Annotated in this window: 17 protein-coding genes and 1 pseudogene; 3 read left to right on the top strand and 15 right to left on the bottom strand. The window is 73.7% G+C overall.

Features of this window, described 5'->3' with window-relative positions:
- The first annotated feature begins 25 nt into the window (after positions 1–25).
- On the top strand, positions 26–670 hold the full coding sequence (locus C8046_RS06365; RefSeq protein ID WP_109228716.1) for an O-methyltransferase: 645 nt from the start codon (positions 26–28) through the stop codon (positions 668–670).
- Positions 671–761: 91 nt separating this feature from the next.
- On the opposite strand, the gene C8046_RS06370 is transcribed toward C8046_RS06365, so the two are convergent.
- The 7 genes from C8046_RS06370 to C8046_RS06400 form a co-directional block, all read right to left on the bottom strand.
- Positions 762–2,213 (bottom strand): leucyl aminopeptidase family protein, encoded by a 1,452-nt coding sequence (locus C8046_RS06370; RefSeq protein WP_235866164.1) that lies wholly within the window; start codon positions 2,211–2,213, stop codon positions 762–764.
- Positions 2,214–2,363: 150 nt separating this feature from the next.
- Positions 2,364–2,531: a DUF3117 domain-containing protein gene (locus tag C8046_RS06375; RefSeq protein WP_109228717.1), complete on the bottom strand. Its 168-nt coding sequence runs from the start codon at positions 2,529–2,531 to the stop codon at positions 2,364–2,366.
- 190 nt (positions 2,532–2,721) lie between these two features.
- Positions 2,722–3,516 carry a TIGR00730 family Rossman fold protein gene (locus C8046_RS06380; RefSeq protein WP_109228718.1) on the bottom strand — a complete coding sequence of 265 codons (795 nt, stop codon included), beginning with the start codon at positions 3,514–3,516 and terminating at the stop codon, positions 2,722–2,724.
- 34 nt (positions 3,517–3,550) lie between these two features.
- Positions 3,551–4,693, bottom strand: a complete 1,143-nt coding sequence (gene dapE, locus C8046_RS06385; RefSeq protein WP_109228719.1) for a succinyl-diaminopimelate desuccinylase — start codon at positions 4,691–4,693, stop codon at positions 3,551–3,553.
- Positions 4,694–4,703: 10 nt separating this feature from the next.
- The gene (locus C8046_RS06390; RefSeq protein WP_109228720.1) at positions 4,704–6,389 is read right to left on the bottom strand and encodes an ABC-F family ATP-binding cassette domain-containing protein; all 1,686 of its coding nucleotides are present in this window, start codon (positions 6,387–6,389) and stop codon (positions 4,704–4,706) included.
- 199 nt (positions 6,390–6,588) lie between these two features.
- The gene (locus tag C8046_RS06395) at positions 6,589–7,560 is read right to left on the bottom strand and encodes a hypothetical protein (RefSeq protein ID WP_109228721.1); all 972 of its coding nucleotides are present in this window, start codon (positions 7,558–7,560) and stop codon (positions 6,589–6,591) included.
- 188 nt (positions 7,561–7,748) lie between these two features.
- Positions 7,749–9,215, bottom strand: a complete 1,467-nt coding sequence (locus C8046_RS06400; RefSeq protein WP_109228722.1) for an NAD(P)H-quinone dehydrogenase — start codon at positions 9,213–9,215, stop codon at positions 7,749–7,751.
- Positions 9,216–9,263: 48 nt separating this feature from the next.
- On the opposite strand from C8046_RS06400, the gene C8046_RS06405 reads away from it, so the two are divergent.
- Positions 9,264–10,133, top strand: a complete 870-nt coding sequence (locus C8046_RS06405; RefSeq protein WP_109228723.1) for a purine-nucleoside phosphorylase — start codon at positions 9,264–9,266, stop codon at positions 10,131–10,133.
- Positions 10,133–11,920: a phospho-sugar mutase gene (locus C8046_RS06410; RefSeq protein WP_199224404.1), complete on the top strand. Its 1,788-nt coding sequence runs from the start codon at positions 10,133–10,135 to the stop codon at positions 11,918–11,920. Before C8046_RS06405 ends, C8046_RS06410 begins: the two co-directional genes overlap by 1 nt.
- A gap of 105 nt (positions 11,921–12,025) precedes the next feature.
- Here the strand turns inward: C8046_RS06410 and C8046_RS06415 are convergent, their stop codons facing one another.
- The 8 genes and pseudogenes from C8046_RS06415 to C8046_RS06450 form a co-directional block, all read right to left on the bottom strand.
- The gene (locus tag C8046_RS06415) at positions 12,026–13,147 is read right to left on the bottom strand and encodes an adenosine deaminase (protein ID WP_109228724.1); all 1,122 of its coding nucleotides are present in this window, start codon (positions 13,145–13,147) and stop codon (positions 12,026–12,028) included.
- Positions 13,148–13,188: 41 nt separating this feature from the next.
- On the bottom strand, positions 13,189–14,046 hold the full coding sequence (locus tag C8046_RS06420; protein ID WP_109228725.1) for a hypothetical protein: 858 nt from the start codon (positions 14,044–14,046) through the stop codon (positions 13,189–13,191).
- Positions 14,047–14,131: 85 nt separating this feature from the next.
- Complete coding sequence (locus tag C8046_RS06425; protein ID WP_109228726.1) at positions 14,132–15,430, bottom strand: thymidine phosphorylase; 1,299 nt, start codon at positions 15,428–15,430, stop codon at positions 14,132–14,134.
- A 113-nt stretch (positions 15,431–15,543) separates the two neighbouring features.
- Positions 15,544–15,908, bottom strand: a pseudogene (locus C8046_RS06430) (cytidine deaminase).
- A gap of 89 nt (positions 15,909–15,997) precedes the next feature.
- A complete protein-coding gene (locus tag C8046_RS06435) occupies positions 15,998–17,281 on the bottom strand; it encodes an ABC transporter permease (protein ID WP_109228727.1) in 1,284 nt (427 codons plus the stop codon).
- Entirely contained in the window at positions 17,278–18,606 is a 1,329-nt protein-coding gene (locus C8046_RS06440) for an ABC transporter permease (RefSeq protein ID WP_109228728.1), read from the bottom strand. The genes C8046_RS06435 and C8046_RS06440 overlap by 4 nt, the downstream gene beginning before the upstream one ends.
- Complete coding sequence (locus C8046_RS06445) at positions 18,603–20,234, bottom strand: ABC transporter ATP-binding protein (RefSeq protein ID WP_109228729.1); 1,632 nt, start codon at positions 20,232–20,234, stop codon at positions 18,603–18,605. The genes C8046_RS06440 and C8046_RS06445 overlap by 4 nt, the downstream gene beginning before the upstream one ends.
- Positions 20,235–20,376: 142 nt before the next feature.
- A complete protein-coding gene (locus tag C8046_RS06450; protein WP_109228730.1) occupies positions 20,377–21,498 on the bottom strand; it encodes a BMP family lipoprotein in 1,122 nt (373 codons plus the stop codon).
- Positions 21,499–21,553 lie beyond the last annotated feature (55 nt).

Raw genomic sequence — 21,553 nt, forward strand, 5'->3', positions numbered from 1 at the left:
GAACGACGACGAGAGGAGCCTCCCCATGGCATCAGCCGACCGGGCCGACAAGGCCCAGAGCTGGGCGTACACCGAGGAGCTCGCGGTCGAGCCCGAGGCCGCCGCAGCGGCGCGCGAGCGTGCCGCCGAGTTCGGGATCGAGGCGGTCAGCCCCGCCACCGGCGCGCTGCTGCGCGTGCTCGCCGCGACGGCGCAGGCGAAGCACGTCGTCGAGATCGGCACGGGGACGGGCGTCAGCGGCGTGTGGCTGCTCGAGGGGATGGCCAGGGACGGCGTCCTGACGACGATCGACGTCGAGGTCGAGTACCAGCGCGAGGCGCGCACCGCGTTCGCCGCCGCCGGTGTTCCCTCGTCGCGGACCCGCACGATCGCCGGTCGAGCGCTCGAGGTGCTCCCCCGGCTCGCGGACAGCTCGTACGACCTCGTGCTCATCGACACCGAGGTCGGCGACCTCACCGACCTCGTGGCCCAGGCCAAGCGGCTGCTGCGCCCGGGCGGGACGCTCGCCGTCACCCGCGCGCTCTGGTTCGACCGCGTGGCCGACCCGGCTCGCCGCGACGCCGACACGGTGGCCGTGCGGGAGCTCGTGCGCCAGCTCGGCAACGACGAGGACGTGGTGGTCTCGCTCGTCCCGACCGGCGGCGGCCTGCTGCTCGCGGTCAAGCGCTAGCCAGGACCCCTTCGCTCCCTCGAGAACGCTCCGGCTCGCGGCTCAGGCTCCACAGCCGCGAGCCGGAGCGTTCTCGAGGTCCGGGCCCGGGTCAGAGGTCGCGCAGCCAGCGCGTCAGCAGGCGCACGCCGAAGCCGGTGGCGCCCGTCGGGAGCTCCCTCGACGCCTTCGGCGAGCGGGCCGGGCCCGCGATGTCGAGGTGGATCCAGCGTCGCCCGTGGGCGAACCGCTCCAGGAACAGCGCGGCCGTGACGGCGCCCGCCCTCATGGTCGGGTCCGTGCTCACGTGGCTCACGTCCGCGACGGCGGAGTCCAGCGCCGCGGCGTAGTCCGCCACCATCGGCAGGCGCCAGACGCGCTCCCCCGCGGTCTCGCCGACGGCGGACAGCGCCGCGGCCGCGACGTCGTCGGCGGTGAAGAGGGCGGCGTGCGTGCGGCCCAGCGCGGCGGTCGCCGCCCCGGTGAGGGTCGCGACGTCGAGGATCGTGTCGGGCTCGAGGGTGTCGGCGGCCCACGCCAGCGCGTCGGCCAGGACCATCCGGCCCTCGGCGTCGGTGTTGCCGATCTCGACGGTGGTGCCGTCCCAGGTCCGCACGACGTCGCCCGGCCGGTAGGCCGCGGCCCCGATGGCGTTCTCCGCGAGCGGGAGCACCGCGACGACGCGGTGGCCGACGCCGAGGCGGGCGGCCGTGACGACGGTCGCCAGCGCGACGGCGGCGCCCGTCATGTCGGTCTTCATCGCCACCATGGACTCGCGCGGCTTCAGCGCGAGGCCGCCGGTGTCGTACGTGATCCCCTTGCCGACCACGACGACGGTCCGGGGCTCGCCCGAGGCAGGCGTCGTCGCCGCCTGGTCAGGATCGTGCGTCACGACGACGAGGCGGGGCGGGTTCGGGGACTCGGCGCCCACGGCGACGACCGAGGCGAAGCCCTGCTCGGCCAGCCACGTCTCGTCGTGGACCTCGACGGTCAGGGTCGGCTCGGCGTCGGCCAGCTCGACGGCGCGGTCGGCGATCCAGGCGGGGGTCGCGACGGCGGCCGGGGTGGCGGCCAGGGTGCGGGCGATCATGGTGCCGCGGGCGAGCGCCACGCCCTCGTCCGCGCTGCGACCGACGCGCTCGGCGTCCTTGCCGGCGGCGAACGTCAGGGAGTCCAGCCGTGGCGGCGGGGCCGAGGACTTCTGCCGGTAGGCGGAGGTCGAGGCGAGCAGCGCCCCCTCGACGAACGCCGTCACCCCGGGCACCGAGTCCTGCCCGCGCGTGCGGCGGGCCTCGAGGCCGACGGTGGTGAGCACCCGGCCGGTGACCGCCCGGGCGAGCGCCGCACCCGCGGTGCGCAACGCCGTCGTGCCGGAGTCACCGACGCCCACCAGCACGAGGCGGCGGGGCAGCGACGCCCACACGGCCGAACCGACGAGCAGCGTCGGCAGCGGCACGACGACGACGTCGCCGGCCGCACCCGTCGCGCCGGTCAGGTCCGCGAGGTCGGCCAGGTCGACGCCGTACATCACCGCGGCGTCAGCGGTACCGGTCCGGGGCTGCACCCCCTCGTCGTCCTCACCGGGAGCGACGGGGACGGCGATGGCGTCCCACTCCCCTCGCGCGCAGCACGTTCGAGGGTGGAGCCGAGGACGTCCGTCCCGGGCAGGGCGGCAGTGAGCTGCTCGGCCATGACCGCGGACGGGATGTCGGTGTCAGCCGACGACGCCGGTGAGGGCGTCCTTGAGTGCCTCGGCCTCGTCGGCCTTCAGCTCGACGACCAGGCGGCCGCCACCCTCGAGCGGCACGCGCATGACGATGCCGCGGCCTTCCTTGGTGACCTCGAGTGGTCCGTCACCCGTCCTGGGCTTCATGGCCGCCATCGTTGGGAGTCCCTCCGTCGTAGTCGGTGTCCCCGATGGACGCCGTTGCCGACAGTGACCCCCTGGTCACCGACTGGCGCAACCATTGTAGGACACGGGACGCGCCCGTCGGGTGGCCCGTCCGCGGCCCGGATCGACCGTCGGTGCCGGTCAGGGCCCTGCGGGTGACCCTCGCCACGCCCCGGAGGGGCTACTCGGCACCCTCCGCGGCGGCGTCCGCCGTCGCCTCGGACTCCTGGCGCGCGAGCTCCGCGGCACCCTCGCTGACGATGCGGACCGCCTCGGCGGGCGAGTCGACCAGGTGCAGCAGGTCGACGTCGTGCTCGCCCACCAGACCGCGCTCGCGGACCGTGCTGCGGAGCCAATCCAGGAGCCCGCCCCAGAACTCCGTGCCCACGAGCACGATCGGGAACTGCCGGACCTTGCCCGTCTGGACGAGCGTGATGGCCTCGAACAGCTCGTCGAACGTGCCGAAGCCGCCGGGCAGCACGATGAAGCCGCTCGCGTACTTCACGAACATCGTCTTGCGGACGAAGAAGTAGCGGAAGTCGACGCCGAGGTCGACGAAGGAGTTCATCCCCTGCTCGAACGGGAGCTCGATGCCGAGGCCGACCGAGACGCCGCCGGCCTCGTGCGCGCCCTTGTTCGCGGCCTCCATCAGGCCGGGACCACCGCCGGTGATGACGGCGTAGCCCGCCTCGACGAGCTCGCGCGCGACCTCCTCCGCGAGGGAGTACTCGGCGTCACCGGGCTTGATCCGGGCCGAGCCGAAGACGCTGACGGCCGGGCCGAGCTCCGCGAGCGCCCCGAACCCCTCGACGAACTCGCTCTGGATCCGCATCACGCGCCACGGGTCGGAGTGGACCCAGGAGTCCTCGTCGTTACTCAGAAGGCGTTCGTCGGTGGTCGTCGCCGGCACCATCTGCCCGCGCAGGGTGACCGGGCCCTTCTGGTGGGTACGGCGGGCGCTGCCGGGGATGCTCATCGTTGATGCCTTCCGTGTCGAGGGGGACGTCAGCCTACGAGGCGGGGGCCAGCCAGGCCCGCAGCGCCGCGGCGACGTCGGTGATCTGGGCCGTCGGGCAGCGCTCGTCGTCGGCGTGGGCGAGGTTGGGATCGCCCGGACCGAAGTTGACGGCGGGGACGCCGAGCGCGGAGAAGCGGGCGACGTCGGTCCAGCCGTACTTCGGGTTGACCTCGGCGCCGGTGGCGGCGACGGCGGCACGCACGAAGGCGGCGGCGACCGTGTGGTCCAGGCCGGGGCGAGCACCCTCCGCGACGTCGGTCACCGTGATCGTGACGTCGGGCAGATCGGCGAGGGCGTCGGCCAGCACCGCACGGACGTAGGCCTCGGCGGCCGCGGCGTCGCGGTGCGGGGCGAAGCGGTAGTTCACGGTGACGACGGCCGCGTCCGGAATCATGTTGCCGGCGATCCCGCCGCCGATCCCGACCGCGTTCAGGCCCTCGCGGTAGTCCAGTCCGTCGACCGTGACCGTCTCGCTCTCGTGGGCCGCGAGCGCCGCGAGCACGGGCGCCAGGTCGTGGATCGCGTTGTGCCCGCGCCAGGCGCGGGCGGAGTGCGCCGTCCGACCGGTGGTGGCGACCTCGAGCCGCATCGTGCCGTTGCAGCCGCCCTCGACGTGACCGGCCGTCGGCTCGCCGAGGATCGCGAAGTCGGCGGCGAGCCACGCGGGGTGGCGACGCGCGATGCGGCCGAGACCGTTCTTGTCCGCCTCGACCTCCTCGTGGTCGTAGAAGGCGTAGGTGACGTCGACGGCTGGCTCCGTCACCGTGGCGGCGAGGTGGAGCGCGACGGCGACGCCCCCCTTCATGTCCACGGTCCCGCGTCCCCACAGCACCTCACCGACGGCGTCGTCGTGGCGCAGCTGCGTGGGCAGGTTGCCCTGGACCGGGACGGTGTCGATGTGGCCCGCGATCACGACGCGGCTCGCGCGACCCAGCGTGGTGCGCGCGAGGACGGCGTCGCCATCGCGCAGCACCTCGAGGTGGGGCAGGGCCCGCAGCGCGGTCTCGATCGCGTCGGCGATCGCCCGCTCGTCACCGCTGACGGACGGCAGGTCGCACAGGGCGCGGGTCAGCTCGACCGGGTCGGTCGTGGCGAGATCGGGCAGGGTCGCGGCGGGGGCGGGGGCGTCGGTCACGCCGTCGACCCTACGCGCCCAGGTCCACGACCTCGCCGTCCCAGTGGGTGCGCAGCCAGCGGTCGTGCGTGGCCATCACGACGGCGCCCGGCCAGTCCGCGAGCGCCGCCACCAGCTCGTCCACGAGCGTGAGGGAGAGGTGGTTGGTGGGCTCGTCGAGGAGCAGCACGTCGGGCCGCTGGGCCATCAGCATCGCCAGGACGACGCGGCGGCGGGTGCCGACGGAGAGGTCGCCCACCGGGCGTCCGAGGTCGCGCGGCGCGAGGAGGCCGAGGGCGTCGACGGGGGTGTCGGCGTCGTGTGCCGGGGCGCCGGTGGCGTGCTGGGACGGGGCGAGCAGCGTGAGCAGCTCGCGCGGCGTGCGCCGCTCCCCAGCGAGGGCGAGGTCCTGCTCGAGCAGCGCGATCCGGACGCCGGCCATCCGACCCACCGTGCCGCCGTCGGGCGCGAGGTCGCCCGCGAGGACGTGCAGGAGCGTCGACTTCCCGGCGCCGTTGCCGCCGGTGAGGAGGAGTCGGCGCCCGGCCGCGAGCTCCAGGGCGGGGACGCCCGCGGCGGTCATGTCGAGACGGCCGGTGACCACGACGTCGCGCGCCCACGCCAGGAGACCCTCGGGGCGGGCGCCGCGGTGGACGGGCGGGGCGAACCGCAGCGGTGTGCGGGGCTTGCGCACCTGCCGTTCCTCGAGGTCGGCCAGTCGCCCGGCGGCGTCCTTGACCCGCCGCGAGACCGTCCGGTCGACGCGGGCGCCCTTGAACTTGGTGATGAATTTGTCGTTGTCCGTGGGACCGCGGCCGGGGGCGACCTGGCGCGCGGTCACCCGCACGGCGTGCCGCAGCTCGTCGAGCTCCGCCTGCTCCGCGGCGTACCGCTCCTCCCACGCGGTACGCGCCGCGGCCCGGGCAGCGAGATGGTCGGTGAAGCCACCGCCGGTGAGGGCGACCCCGGTGGCCGCCCCGACCGGGCCGGCGGCCGGGTCGAGATCGGCGATCCCGGTGGCGACGGCGTCGAGGAAGGACCGGTCGTGGCTCGCCATCACGACGGCGCCTGGCGTGCGGCGCAGGACGTCCGCGAGGAAGTCGACGGCGTCGTCGTCGAGGTGGTTCGTGGGCTCGTCCAGCAGGAGCACCCGGGGGCTGCGGATGAGCAGCGAGGCGAGGTGGAGGCGGGTGCGCTGCCCGCCCGAGAGCGTGGCGACGGCGCGGTCCGGGTCCGTCGCGAGCGCCCCGATCCCGAGTCCGCCGAGCGTGGCGGCGGCGCGCGCGTCGGCGTCCCAGACCTGGGCGGCCTCCGCGGCCGCGAGGGCACGCTCGTAGCGCGCGGCGGGGGCGTCGTCGTCGGGCGCGGCGTCCGCGAGCGCCGTCCCGGCGTCGGTGAGCTCCCGCTCGAGCGCGCGCACGTCGGCGAGCGCGTCCTCGACGACGGCCCCGACCGCCGTCGTGCCGGCGTAGGGCAGCTCCTGCGCGAGCAGCCCGACGTCGGCCGGTCGGACGATCTCGCCGGCGTCGGGGTCGAGGGTGCCCGCGAGGAGGCGCAGCAGCGTCGACTTGCCCGAGCCGTTCTCCCCGACGAGGCCGAGCCGGTGGCCGGGGTCGACCTGGAGCGTGACGTCCGTGAGCACGGGCGTGCCGGCGTAGCCGAAGGAGACCCCGCGCGCGGCGAGGACGGGCGTGAGGGAGGGGGTGGTGGATGTCATGGGGAACCTGCCAGGGGTCGGCGTCGAGCACGGGCGCGGGGCAGGTCAGTTCCACATGGGGTCCACCCTGCCCCGCGCGCCGGGCCGCCGTCCACCGCAATACGCCAGACACGTCGAGACCGATGCGTTGCAGGCGAGACCGATGCCCGCAGCGTCGGTCTGGCCTGCAACGCATCGGTCTCGTGCACGGGGTGAGCGGTCAGGCCAGCCCTCCACGACGCCGCAGCGCCGTGCGCGTCCGGGCGAGGTAGTCCGCGGAGCGCTGGTCCGTCCGCACGTCGAGGATCGCCCAGCCGACGTCGAAGAGCCGCTCGCGCCGCACGGCCTCGTCGAAGGGATCGGCCCCGCTCGAGTACTTGCCACGTCCGTGCACCTCGATGCCGACCTTGACCTCCTCCCACCCGAGGTCGACCTCGAGCGGGCCGTCCGGCGTCGCCACCCGGATCAACGTCTGCGGTCGTGGGAGTCCGTCCATGACGACACGGGCCCTCACCCGGCTCTCGGCGGGTGAGCCGATCCGGCCCGTCGCGAGGTCGACCGTCTCGCGCGCCGCGCGCACCCCGCGTCCGCCGACGCTCCCCGCGAGCCGCGCCTGCATCACGTCCTTGTCAGCTCCCACGAGCAGGGCGGAGTCGACGACGGGCAGCGCCTGAACGCACGTCAGGTCGCGAGCGCAGTCAACCGCCGTGAGCTCGAGCGACGTGACGACCAGGCCCGACACCGTCCGCAGATCACCGTCCGGAAGGTCGACGTGGTGGCGCACGAGGGTCCGGTCGCCTCGGCCCTGGCCCGCCGGCTTCGCCCCCTGGGTGATGTGGACGGACCCGTCCCAGGGCGGGACCCAGAGGCCGCTGAGGCGCGCGGCGGTTCGATGGCTGAAGGCGTACTCGGTCGTGAGTCGCTTCTCGACGGCGGCGATCGCGAGGAGCTCCGGGTCGGGGGCCGCGTCCCCCGCGGTCACGAAGACTCCTCGGCGGACACCGATCAGCTCGGAGCGGACGGCCTCGATGCGGCCCGCCCAGCATCCTCGGAAACGCACCAACGACGGAAGGGTCGGCGTGAGCACCGGATAGCCGCGCCGCGGTGCGTCCCGGTCGTGCCACGCCGGCGGCGGGACCGCGGGTCTGTCGGCCGTGCGCTCGAACGGTGTCGTGAGTCGCTCGTCAGTCATGGCAGCACGGTCCCAGCCGCTCGACCCCGACGCGGCCCGCCCCGGCCCCACGGTGAACATCCGCCACCCCGCCCCGTCTGGGGACAGCCGAGCGCTACCGGTGAGACCGATGCGTGGCAAGTGAGACCGATGCCTGCTGCATCGGTCTCGGCTGCCACGCATCGGTCTCGGCGGCCCGGCCGCGGGGGTCAGTCGACGACGGGGGTGTGGAGCTGGCGCGCGCCCTCGGCGATCGAGCCCGAGAGCGACGGGTAGATCGTCATCGCGCTGGCGAGCTGGTCCACCGTGGTCCGGGTCGCGACGGCGAGCGTCAGCACGTGGATGAGCTCGCTCGCGCGCGGCCCCACCACGACACCGCCCAGCACCGACCCCGACCCCTCGCGCGAGATGACCTTCACGAAGCCCTCGTGGATGCCGAGCATCTTGGCGCGCGGGTTGCGCGCCAGCGGGACGATGGAGACGCGGGCGTCGTGCGCGGCGGCATCGGCCTCGCTGATCCCCACGGTCGCGATCTCGGGTGAGGTGAACACCGTCGCCGGCACGCGGCGCACGTCCAGGGGCGCGACGGCGTCGCCCAGCGCGTGCCACATCGCGATGCGTCCCTGCGTGGCCGCCACGGAGGCCAGCGGCAGCACGCCCGTGACGTCGCCGGCCGCGTAGACGCCGCGGACGGTGGTGCGGGAGACGCGGTCGACCGTGATGTGGCCGCTCGGCGTGGTCGCGACGCCGGCGCCGTCCAGCCCGAGCCCGGCCGTGTTCGGCACCCCGCCGACGGCGAGCAGGCAGTGCGAGCCGACGACCTCGCGGCCGTCCTCGAGCGAGACGACGACCTCGTCGCCGCGGCGCACGACGCCGGCCGCCCGGGACCGCGACAGCACCTCCATGCCGCGACGGCGGAACGCGTTCTCGATCAGCTCCGCCGCGTCGGCGTCCTCACCCGGGAGCACGCGGTCGCGGCTGGAGACCAGCACGACGTCGACCCCGAGCGCGCTGAACGCACCGGCGAACTCCGCGCCGGTCACCCCGGAGCCGACGACGATCAGCCGCTCGGGCAGAGCGTCCAGCCCGTACACCTGGGTCCAGGTGAGGATCCGCTCGCCGTCGGGCACCGCCGTCGGGAGCACGCGCGGCGAGGCGCCGGTCGCGAGCAGCACGACGTCGGCGTGCAGCTCGATCTCGTCCTCGGCCGCCGTCGAGACCGTCACCGTGTCGGGCGCCGCGAGGCGACCCTCACCGTCGACCACCCGGATCCCGCGCGCCTCGAGGTTGGTGCGGATGTCGTCCGACTGCTGCTTCGCCAGCGCGAGCACGCGCGCGTTGACCTCGCCGAGGTCCACCTCCAGGGCGGCGTTGCGCAGCTCACCCATGTGGATGCCGAGCTCGTCGGCGCTCTCCACCAGCGCGCGCCACTCCGCCGTCGCGATCAACGTCTTGGACGGAACGACATCGGTGAGCACGGCCGCTCCCCCGAGGCCCTGGCGCTCCACGAGCGTCACGTCCGCCTCGAGCTGGGCCGCGACCAGCGCGGCCTCGTAGCCGCCTGGCCCACCGCCGACGATCACGACCTGGCTGCCGCGCCGTGTCGGGGAGGCGCCGCGCTTGCCGTCGGTCGGGCCGGTGGCCGCAGGCGTCGAGGAGATCGCAGGAGACGTCATGCCCACCATTGTGTCGCTTCCCGTCGGCGCGGACGCTACCGTGCACCAGTGAACGCATCGACCCTCGACATCGACGACCCCCGCACCGACCCGTTCGCCGTGGCCCAGGCCGCGGCGAGGCAGATCGCGGACCTCACGGGGATCACCCGCCACGACGTCGCGCTCGTGCTCGGCTCCGGCTGGGGCGGCGCCGCCGACCTGCTGGGCGAGACGGTCGCCGAGATCCCCGCCGCCGACATCGTGGGCTTCACCGCCCCCGCCGTCGCGGGCCACGGCGCGACCATCCGTTCCATCCGGATCGACCACGACGAGCACGCCCCCACCGGCGAGGGCGCCTACGGCGAGGACCGCTACGCCCTGGTGCTCGGCTCGCGCACCCACTACTACGAGGGCCGCGGCGTGCGGCGCGTCGCCCACGGGGTGCGGACGGCCGCGGCCGCCGGCGCCCGCACCGTCGTCCTCACGAACGGCTGCGGCGGGCTCGTCCCCGAGTGGGAGCCCGGCACGCCGGTCCTGATCAGCGACCACCTCAACCTCACGGCGGCCTCCCCGCTCGAGGGCGCGACCTTCGTCGACCTCACCGACCTCTACACGCCGCGTCTGCGCGAGCTGGCCCGCACGGTCGACCCGAGCCTGGCCGAGGGTGTGTACGTGCAGTTCCGCGGCCCCCACTACGAGACGCCCGCCGAGGTCCGGATGGCCGGCGTGCTCGGCGGCCACCTCGTCGGGATGAGCACGACGCTCGAGGCCATCGCGGCCCGTCAGGCCGGGATGGAGATCCTCGGCATCTCGCTGGTCACCAACGCCGCCGCCGGCATCTCGCCCGACCCGCTCTCGCACGAGGAGGTCCTCGAGGCGGGCGCTGCCGCGGGACCCCGCATCAGCGCGCTGCTCGCCTCGATCGTGCGGAAGCTCTGATGCCCCTGCAGATGGCCCTCTCGCGGGCGCGCGCCTGGGTGCTGGACGACCCCGACGAGGCGACGGCGGCCGAGGTCACCGCGCTGTGCACGGCGGCGGAGCAGGGCGACACCGGGGCCGAGGCGGAGCTGCTCGACCGCTTCTCCGGCACGCTGCAGTTCGGCACGGCCGGGCTGCGCGGCGCGATCGGCGGCGGCAGCAACCGCATGAACCGGGCCGTCGTGCTGCGGGCGGCCGCCGGGCTGACGAGCTACCTCGTCGCCGCCCTCGCGGAGCAGGGCGCCGAGCGTCCCCGCGTCGTCATCGGGTACGACGCCCGCCACTACAGCCGGATCTTCGCGCACGACACGGCCGCCGTCGTCACGGCCGCCGGCGGCGAGGCCCTCCTCATGCCGCAGGAGTGGCCGACGCCGGTGCTCGCCTTCGCGGTCCGCCACCTCGACGCCGACGCCGGCGTCATGGTGACGGCGTCGCACAACCCCGCGGCCGACAACGGCTACAAGGTCTACCTCGGCGGCCGCATCGTGGCCGACTCCGGTCAGGGCGCCCAGATCGTGCCGCCGTACGACGCCGCCATCGCGGCCGGGATCGCGGCGGTCAAGCAGGTCGCCGACATCCCGCGCGCCGAGTCGGGCTGGACCGTGCTCGACGACGACGTGCACGCCGCCTACCTGGCCGCCCTCGCCGGGCGGCCCACCCACGCGGGCGTGGGCTCGCTCCGCGTCGTGACGACGGCGATGCACGGCGTCGGCGGGGCGACGCTCACCTCCGCGCTGGTCGCGGCCGGGGTGACCGACCTGCACACCGTCGCCGAGCAGGCCGAGCCCGACCCGGCCTTCCCGACCGTCGCCTTCCCCAACCCGGAGGAGCCGGGCGCGATGGACCTGGCGTTCGCGTGCGCACGGGAGCTCGAGGCGGACGTGATCATCGCCGTCGACCCCGACGCCGACCGCTGCGCCGTCGCGATCCCCGACGCCTCGGCCGAGGGCGGCTGGCGCCGCCTGAGCGGTGACGAGACCGGCGCACTGCTGGGCGAGCAGGTCGCTCGCGCGGTCGCCGCTGCCCCGGGTTCCGGCGACGGCGTCGCCAACAGTGCCGTGCTCGCCTGCTCGATCGTCTCCTCGCGCCAGCTCGCCGCGATCGCCCGCGCGAACGGCCTGCGCCACCGCGCGACGCTCACCGGCTTCAAGTGGATCTCCCGCGTGCCCGACCTCGTGTTCGGCTACGAGGAGGCGCTGGGCTACTGCGTGCTGCCCGCGGCCGTGCGCGACAAGGACGGCATCTCGGCCGCCGTCGCCGTCGTGAACCTGCTCGCGCAGGCCCGCGAGCGCGGCAGCGACCTGCAGGGCGAGCTCGACGCGCTCGCGCGGCGCGACGGCCTCTACGCGACCACGCCGGTCACCGTCCGCGTGACCGACCTCAGCCTCATCGGCGTGGCGATGGGTCGGCTTCGTGCCGCTCCCCCGGCCTCGCTCGGCGGCAGCGAGGTCACCCGCGTGGTCGACCTCGTCGAGGGGCTCACCGTGCCCGACGAGGACGGGAGCAACGGCGGCGAGTACACCGTGCCCGGCACCGACGGCGTGCTGCTCGAGACGGCGGACGGCTCGCGCGTCATCGTCCGTCCGAGCGGGACCGAGCCGAAGCTCAAGGCCTACCTCGAGGCCGTCGTCCCCGTCGAGGACGAGGCGAGCCTCGCGCACGGCACCGCCGTCGAGCGGGCCCGCGCCCTGGCGCAGGCGCGCCTGGCCGCGATCGCCGACGACGTGCGAGCGGCCACGGGGCTGTAGCGCGACCCCCGCTCCTCGAGGGCGACGCAACGGCGCCGGCGGCGATCCTGATCGGATCGCCGCCGGCGCCGTTGCCTCGCTCCCGCGGGCGGGCGGTGTGGAGGCTCAGCCCTCCGCGCGCGCCGCCTCGTAGCCCGGGACGATCTGCTCGGCGACGATGCGCTCGACGACGTCGCGGTGCGCGAACGCGCCGAACGCGGCCACGAGCGTGGCCTCCTCGAAGTCGTCGAGCGTCCAGTCGGCCTCGGCGGCGAGCAGGTTGAACTCGCGGCTCATCGACGTCGCCGACATGAGGCGGTTGTCGGTGTTGATCGTGACGGCGAAGCCCAGGTCGCGCAGGAACGTCACCGGGTGCTCGGCGATCGTGCCCGCGATGCCCGTCTGCAGGTTGGACGACGGCGCGACCTCGAGCGGGATCTGACGGTCCAGCACCCACTGCGACAGCCGGCCGAGCTGCGCGTGGTCGGTGCTCTCGTGCGCCGGACGGACGATGTCCTCCACGAGGCGCACGCCGTGGCCCAGGCGCAGCGTGCCCTGCTGCACGGCGTCCCAGACGGACGAGGCGCCGTCCGCCTCGCCGGCGTGGATCGTGAACGGGAAGTTCTCGCGGCGCAGCGCCGCGAAGGCCTCCGCCTGGTTCGACGCCGGGAAGCCCAGCTCGGCCCCGGCGATGTCGAACCCGACGACGCCGCGGTCGCGGTTGGCCAGCGCGAGCTCGGCGATCTCGACGCCGCGGTCCGCGTGCCGCATCGCGGTGATGAGCGTGCCGATCGTGATCGTGTGGCCCGCCTCGGCGGCCTCGGCGACGCCGTCGTCGAAGCCCTGCTGCACGGCGTCGACGACCTCCTGGAGCGTCAGCCCCTCGCGCAGGTGCTGCTCGGGGGCGTAGCGCTGCTCGGCGTAGACGACGCCGTCGGCGGCGAGGTCGATCGCGGCGTCACGGGCCACGCGGTGCAGGCCCTCGACGGTCTGCATGACCGCGATGGTGTGCTCGAACGTCTCGAGGTAGCGCACGAGCGACCCGGAGTCGGCCGAGGTGACGAACCACTCGGCGAGCGCGTCGGGGTCCGTGGCCGGGAGCGTGTGCCCGACCTTCTCCGCGAGCTCGATCATGGTGGTGGGGCGCAGGCCGCCGTCGAGGTGGTCGTGCAGCACCACCTTGGGGAGCTTGCAGATCATCGCCTCGGTGAGGGCGGGCGGGGCGTCGTAGCTGTCCTCGGTGCTCATGAGGCAACGGTAGTGCCCGACCGGCGCGGGCGGACGCCGCCTCAGCGCCCGAAGGCGGACTCCGGCAGCAGCGCCCACGTCACGTGCGTCCAGTACCCCAGTGCCGGGTGCGTCCGCCGTCGCGCGAGGAGCTGCTCGATGCCCACCGAGTGGATGCGTCCGCCACCGGGCTCGTAGATCCGCAGCTCGCCCGGCTTCGGATGCGCGCTCGGGACGGCGAGCACGACGTGGCGCGGGATCGCCGTCGTGATCCCCTTCGCGACGTCGCCGCCGGTGTAGAGCGGCACCGGGATGCCGAGCGCGGTCGCCCGCGCGACCGTGGAGAGCACGGCACGGGTGCGCGCGACGTCGACGTCGTGCACCGCCGTGTGGCTGAACCGCACGCCACGGAAGCGCGCCTCGCGCGCCGCGGTCCACGGCGGCGTGCCGATGGCCGCGGGCCAGGTGACGGGGCCGATCGCGCGCTCGCGCGCCCGGGCGAACAGCAGCCGCTCGGCGACGGCGATCCGACCCGCCACGGTGGGCGCCTCGAGGTCCTCGCGCGAGGCCCGCGACAGCTCGGACGGCGGCGACGTGCCCACCCGGACGCCGGTCGTGAGCCACGCGGCGAGGACCGGGTCCCCCGCGGCGGCGAGCAGGAGCAGCGACATCGCGCCGCACGAGGTGGGCCCCTGCTTCACGGGGTCGCCGTTCCACCGCAGGACGCCGACGCGACCGCCGCGCAGCGGGGCGTGCGCCAGCCGTTTCTGCACGGCCAGCAGCGGCGCCTCGCGGTCCAGGCGCCCCACCGGCTGGGGCGGCGCCTCGACGAGCGCCGGGTCGGGCACGGCCCGCTCCCCCAGCCCGACCGCGGCCAGCGCCGGGCGGGCGGCGCTCAGGGTCAGGTGGTGCCGGCTCACGTCTCGCTCCAGTCCAGGGTCACGACGACCACGCTAGGCCAGCGACGCCGTCGACGCGCTCGCCGCCCGGCGGCCGACGATGCGGCTACTCCGCGACGATGCGCTCGAGCACGACGCCGTCGGCCAGCGCGGGGCGCGAGCCCTCGGGGGCGATCGTCACGGCGTCGGCCAGGGCCTCCCGGGCCCGCGCGAAGCGGTCGGGCGTGTCGGTGAGCAGCGTCATCAGCGGCTCGCCCGCGCGGACGACGGCGCCCGGCTTGGCGTGCAGCACGACGCCGGCACCGGCCTGCACGACGTCGTCGCGTCGCGCTCGTCCGGCGCCGAGGCGCCACGCGGCCACGCCGACGGCCAGCGCGTCGAGCCCGACCAGGACGCCGTCGGCCGGGGCCAGCACCGTCTCGCTCTCCTTCGCGACGGGCATCGCCGCCGTCGGGTCGCCGCCCTGCGCGCGGATCATCCGGTTCCAGACGTCCATCGCGCGGCCGTCCTTGAGCGCCGCCTCGGGGTCGGCGTCGGGGCGACCGGCGGCGTCGAGCATCTCGCGCGCGAGCGCGATCGTGAGGTCGACGACGTCCTGCGGCCCTCCGCCGGCCAGCACCTCGACCGACTCCGCGACCTCGATCGCGTTGCCGGCGGTGAGACCGAGCGGCGTGGACATGTCGGTGAGCAGCGCGCGGGTGTCCACTCCGGCGTCGTGGCCGAGCGCGACCATCGTCCGGGCCAGCTCGCGCGCCTGGTCGAGGTCCTTCATGAACGCGCCGGAGCCGACCTTCACGTCGAGGACGAGCGAGGCGGTGCCCTCGGCGATCTTCTTGCTCATGATCGAGGAGGCGATGAGCGGGATGGCCTCGACCGTGCCCGTCACGTCGCGCAGCGCGTAGAGACGACGGTCGGCCGGGGCGAGGCCGGAGCCCGCCTGGCAGATGACGGCGCCGACCTCGTCGAGCTGCCGCATCATCTCCTCGTTGGTCAGGGCGGCGCGCCAGCCCGGGATCGCCTCGAGCTTGTCCAGCGTGCCGCCCGTGTGGCCGAGGCCGCGGCCGGACAACTGCGGCACCGCGACGTCGAACACGGCGACCAGCGGCGCCAGCGGCAGCGTGATCTTGTCGCCCACACCACCGGTGGAGTGCTTGTCCGAGGTGGGGTGACGCAGCGAGGAGAAGTCCATCCGCTCACCGCTCGCGATCATCGCGGCGGTCCAGCGGGCGATCTCGGCGCGGTTCATGCCGCGCAGCAGGATGGCCATCGCGAGGGCGGCCATCTGCTCCTCCGCGACGACGGTGCGCACGTACGCGTCGATCACCCAGTCGATCTGGGCCGCGGAGAGCTCACCGCCGTCGCGCTTGGTGCGGATGACGTCGACGGCGTCGAAGGGCTCGGCCATGATCGGGGACTCCTCGGGGGTTGCGTGGTGGGACGGACGGACGACGCGTCCTTGCGTCGGGCGGGTCGAGCCGGTCGAGGTGGCGCGCCGGGGCGGCTCGCCACCCGGGTGGCTCAGGGCGTGGGGGTGGTGCCGGCCTCGAGGTCGTCAGGGCCGAACGCGCCCGGCAGGACCTCGCTCATCGGGATGATCCCGGCCCACGCCGTGTCGACGAGGAGACCGGGACCGCCGTGCTCCCACAGCAGCTGCCGGCAGCGGCCGCACGGGGCGAGCGTCTGCCCCCGGGAGTCGACGCACGTGAAGGCCACCAGGCGCCCCCGCCCCCGACCACGAGGTCGGAGACGAGGGAGCACTCGGCGCAGAGCGTCACGCCGTAGGCGGCGTTCTCGACGTTGCAGCCCACGATCACCCGGCCGTCGTCGACCAGCGCGGCCGCACCCACCGGGAAGCGGGAGTACGGCACGTAGGCGCGGGTCATGACGTCGCGGGCGGCCGCGCGCAGCGCATCCCAGTCGACGGACGAGGTGGGTTGCCCCTGGGTCGTTCCTGGAGTGGTCACGGCTGACCTCACTTCACGTAGGGGATGCCCTCGGCGGCGGGTGCGCGCACCCGACCGGCGAAGCCGGCGACGGCGAGGATGGTCACGATGTACGGGAGCATCAGCAGGAACTGGGACGGGATCGGCACCTGGAGCTGCTGGATGAAGCCCCCGAGCTGCTTCGACATCCCGAACAGCAGGGCCGCGACGACGGCGCCCTTCGGGCTCCACCGCCCGAGGATCATCGCCGCCAGGGCGATGAAGCCGTTCCCGGCCGTCATGTCCTTGCCGAAGGCGAGGCCGGAGGCGACCGTGAAGAACGCCCCGCCGAGACCGGCGATGGCACCACCCAGGAGGGTGTTGCGCCACCGCGTCCGGTTGACGTTGATGCCGACGGTGTCGGCGGCCTTCGGGTGCTCGCCCACGGAGCGCAGGCGCAGGCCCCACCGGCTGCGGAAGATCATGATCTGGAGCACGATGACGATCGCGTACATGAGGTACACGAGCGCGTTCTGCCGGAACAGGACCGGCCCGAGGACCGGGATCTCCGACAGCAGCGGGATCGGCAGCGTCGTCAGACCGAGCCGGGAGTTCAGGTTCGGGTTCTCGTTCAGCACCGTGGAGAACAGGAAGCTCGTCAGACCGACGACCAGCACGTTGAGCACGACGCCCACGATGATCTGGTTGACGTGGTACCGGATGGCGAAGAACGCCAGCAGGGCGCCGACGGCGACTCCCGCGAACGGCGCGGCGACGAGGCCGACGTAGGCGTTGCCCGCGATCGAGGCGACGACGGCGGCCGCGAAGGCCCCCGCCAGCAGCTGACCCTCGATGGCGATGTTGACGATTCCGACGCGCTCGCACACGACGCCCGAGAGCGCGCCGAACACCAGCGGCGTCGCGAGGAACAGCGCACCGCCGAGGAGACCGGCGACGGGCAGGACCTGCGCCTTGCCGGCCGTCAGCATGACGAGCAGGGCGATGAAGGTGAGGCCGCCCGCCGTCGTGACGAGCCAGATCGGCACCTTGCGGCCGCGCTGCGTGAGCAGGGCGCCGTAGGCCGCGACGGCGATGACCAGCACGGTCAGGACGATCGTCGTCAGCTTGCCCGGGAGGGCGAAGATCGGGATCTGGACGGCGTCGGTCGAGGTCGACAGGCGGATCTGCGCGTCGCCGTCGGCGGTCACGATCGTCAGGATCAGGGCGATGAGGGCGATGACGCCCAGCAGGACAGCCGTGCGCCAGGACGTGCGGGCGCCGACGGCGGGGGCGGTGGTCGCCGGGGCGACGTCGGGGGTCAGGGTGGTGGTCATGCCGCAGCTCCTGCCGTGACGCGCTTCTTGGCGGCGCGGGGTCCGGGTTGGGGTAGGCGCCAGATCGTGCGGACGAGCGGGGGCGCCGCGATGAACAGCACGATGAAGGACTGCAGGACCAGGACGAGGTCCAGCGGGGTGCCCGTCCGGGTCTGCATCAGACGGCCACCGGCCGCGAGGGCTCCGAAGAGCAGGCCGGCCAGCACGGTGCCCAGCGGCTTGCTGCGCCCGAGCAGCGCGACCGTGATGGCGTCGAAGCCGATCGAGCCGGCCACGGACGCCGTGAGCATCCCCTCGGTGCCGAGGACCTGGCTGGCCCCGGCGAGCCCGGCGAGACCGCCGGCGATCGCCATCGCGAGCACGGTCATGGTCGCGACCGAGATGCCGGCGGTCCGCGCGGCCCTGGCGTTGGAGCCGACGGCGCGGAGCTTGAAGCCGAGCGTCGAGCGCTCCATCAGCCACCAGACGGCGGCGGCGAGCACGAGCGCCAGGATGAAGCCGAGGTGCAGCCGGAACGGGTCGGGCAGGAGCGCGGGGAGGCGTGCGGTGTCGGCGACGGGCTTGGAGACGCCCGGCGTCCCGCTCGCGAAGAGCTTCGTGGTGACGATCCACAGCACCAGGTAGGCGGCGATGTTGTTGAGCATGATCGTCACGATCACCTCGTGCGCCCCGGTCCTGGCCTTGAGGACACCGGCGATGGCGGCCCACAGCGCACCACCGACGGCGCCGCCGACGATCGCGAGCACGACGTGCACGACGATCGGCAGGTTCAGACCGAAGCCGAGGTACGCGGCGAACACGGCCCCGAGGATGACCTGCCCCTGACCACCGATGTTGAACAGGCCGGCGCGGAAGGCCAGGCCCACCGAGAGGCCGGCGAGGATCAGCGGCGTCGCGATCGTCAGGGTCTCGGTCAACGGACGGATCGCCCGGGTGAAGTTCGCGGCCTGGCTGTCGAAGATCGCTCCCTGGAAGAGGGCGATGTACGCGCCGGACGCCGCGTCCCACGCGGCCGTGAAGAAGTCGCTCGGGCGGGCGAACAGGTAGCCCGCCGCGGTCTGGACCTCGGGGTCGGTCGCGATGATGAGGATCGCGCCGAGAAGGATGGCCAGCACCACGGCCGCCAGCGTCAGCAGCCACGAGGAGGACATCACCTGGTGGAGGTAGGACTCCGTGCGGGTGGGTCCCGACGTGGACCCGTCCTCGCTCGCGGGGGTCGACGCCGCGGCCGGAGCGACCGCGTCCGCGTCGCCGTCGATCGGGGGCTGAGGCTCCAGCGGATCCTCGTTGGGCGTCGGGCCCAGGGGTGCGTTCGGCCCGGTCATCGGTTCTCCTCCACGTCGTGGACGTCGGTCACCACGGCGACGTGGCCGGGCTCGTTCTCGTGCTCCTGCTCGGCCGCGAGGTCCGCGTCCCCGAGCACGGTGTGGTGCTCCGCCGCGCGCTGGCGGGCCTCCTCCGGCCCGATGCCGGTCATCATCAGACCGAGCACGTCGCGGCTCTCGCCGCCGGGGACGATCCCGACCAGCTCACCGCCGCACATGACGGCGATGCGGTCACCGAGCGCCAGGACCTCGTCGAGCTCCGTGGAGACGATGACGACGGCGGCGCCCTTGTCCCGCTCGGAGACGATGCGGTCGTGGAGGAACTCGATGGAGCCGACGTCGACGCCGCGCGTCGGCTGCGAGGCCACCAGCAGCGAGAGCGGCTTGGACAGCTCACGCGCCAGGACGACCTTCTGCTGGTTGCCGCCCGACAGCGTTCCCACCGGCCGGTCGATCGAGGTGGTGCGGACGTCGAACTCGGCGACGCGCTGCTCCGCGTTCTCCCGCAGGTAGCGCATGTCGAGGGCGCCGCCACGCGAGACGGGCGGGGCGCCGAGGCGGTCGAGCACGAGGTTCTCCACGATCGAGAACTCCCCCACGATGCCGTCGGTCGAGCGGTCCTCGGGGACGTAGGCGAGTCCGGCGTCGAGGCGGTCACGCACGCCCATGCTCTCGATGGGGGCGCCGCGCAGCAGGATCGAGCCGCTCGCCGGCTTCGTGACGCCGAGGATGGCCTCGGTGAGCTCGGTCTGGCCGTTGCCCTGCACGCCGGCGACGGCGAGGATCTCGCCGCTCGCGACGGTGAAGCTGACGTCGTTCACCACGGGCACGCCGTTGCCGTCCCTCACGACGAGGTCGACGATCTCCAGGACGGGCTCACCCGGTCGGGACGGCTCCTTGGCGACACCGAGGCTGACGCTGCGGCCGACCATGAGGGAGGCGAGCTCGGTCTCGGTGGCCGTCGGGGAGGCGGTGCCGACGACCTTGCCCAGGCGGATGATGGTGATCGCGTCGGAGACGGCGCGGATCTCACGGAGCTTGTGGGTGATGAAGAGGATCGAGGTCCCGGCGGCCGCGAGGCGGCGCATGATCTCGATGAGCTCGTCGGTCTCCTGGGGCGTGAGCACGGCGGTGGGCTCGTCCAGGATGAGGAGCTTGGCGTTGCGGGAGAGCGCCTTGACGATCTCGACCCGCTGCTGCACGCCGACGGGGAGGTCGCCGACGAGCGCGTCAGGATCGATCGCGAACCCGAGCATCTCCGACGTCTCGCGCACGATCGCCCTCGCGCGCTTGAGGTCGATGAGGCCGCCCGAGACGGGCTCCTGCCCGAGCACGATGTTCTCGGCGACGGTGAAGACCGGCACGAGCATGAAGTGCTGGTGGACCATGCCGATGCCGGCCCGCATCGCGTCGCCCGGTCCGGCGAAGACCACGGGGGCGCCGTCGATGACGATCTCCCCGGCATCGGGCTCGTACAGCCCGTACAGGGTGTTCATCAGGGTGCTCTTGCCTGCGCCGTTCTCGCCCAGGATCGCGTGGATCTCACCGGGCTCGACCACCATGTCGATGCCGTCGTTGGCCGTGAACGTTCCAAACCGCTTCGTGATGCCTCGGAGCTCGAGACGCATCGGCGGGCCTCCCTCGAAAGTGTCGGTGGTCGAGCAGCCGGCCGGGCGGGCACGCCGGGCAACGGGACTGCTGATGGTGCCACAAGAAGACTGCGGGGCGGGCCCGATCGGCCCGCCCCGCAGTGGTGGTGCTGTGCTCAGATCACGGAGCGTTCGGCGTCTCGATGACGAGGTCGCCCGAGATGATCTGCTCCTGGTACTCGGCGATCTTGTCCTGCAGCTCCTGCGGGACCGAGTCGGCGAAGTCGTGGAAGTCGGCGAGCCCGACGCCCTCGTTCTCGAGCGTGCCGACGTACGGCGTCGCGTCGAAGGAACCGGAGGAGGCCTCGGCGATGGAGTCGAAGACCGCCTGGCCGATCTCCTTCATGACCGAGGTGACGATGATGTCGCCGTAGTCGGTCGAGGCGAAGCCGTCCGAGTCGACCCAGATCATGGTGCCGTTGGCACCCTGGATGGCGGTCGCGGCACCGAGGCCGACCGGGCCGGCGACGGGCATGACGATGTCGGCGCCCTGGTCGATGAAGCCCTGGGCCGTGGTCGTGCCGTTGGCCTGGTTCTCGAAGTCACCGGTGAAGGAGCCCGTCTGGGCCTCCTTGTCCCAGCCGAGCAGCGTGACGTCCGCGCCGTTGTCCTCGTTGTACTTGGTGATGCCGTCCGCGAAGCCGTCCATGAAGATCTGGACGGACGGGATCGGCAGGCCGCCGAAGGTGCCGACGGTGCCGGACTCGGTCATGCCCGCGGCGAGGTAGCCGGCGAGGAAGGAGGCCTCGGCCGTGTTGAACAGCAGCGGCTTGACGTTGTCCAGCTCGAGGAGGGAGAAGTCGTCGTTGCTCAGCGCGGAGTCGATGAGAGCGAACTGGATGTCGGTGTTCGCCTCGGCGGCGGACTGGATCGCCGGCTCGAGCAGGAAGCCGACACCGATGATGTAGGTGCAGCCGTCGGAGATGAGGCTGTCGATGTTGGGTCCGTAGTCGGCGTCGGCGGTGGACTCGACGGCGTTGACCTCGACACCGAGCTCGTCCGCAGCGCGGTCGAGCCCCTCCTTGCCGGACTGGTTGAAGGACTGGTCGTCCCAGCCGCCCTGGTCGGAGACCATGCAGGCCTTGAAGCCCTCGACGACGTCGCCGGTCGGCTCGGCGGACTCGCTGGAGGTCTCCGTACCGGAGGTCTCCTCGGCCGTGCCCTCGTCCGTGGGGGTCCCACAGGCAGCAAGCGTCAGTGCGACAGCAGCAGCTCCGGCCACCGCGATGATCGACTTCTTCACATCCACTCCTCAGCGTTGGTCACTGCGTCGGTCTGGCCCTCCGCAGGAAATGGGC

The sequence above is a fragment of the Serinibacter arcticus genome (assembly GCF_003121705.1).
Lineage (GTDB): Bacteria > Actinomycetota > Actinomycetes > Actinomycetales > Beutenbergiaceae > Litorihabitans.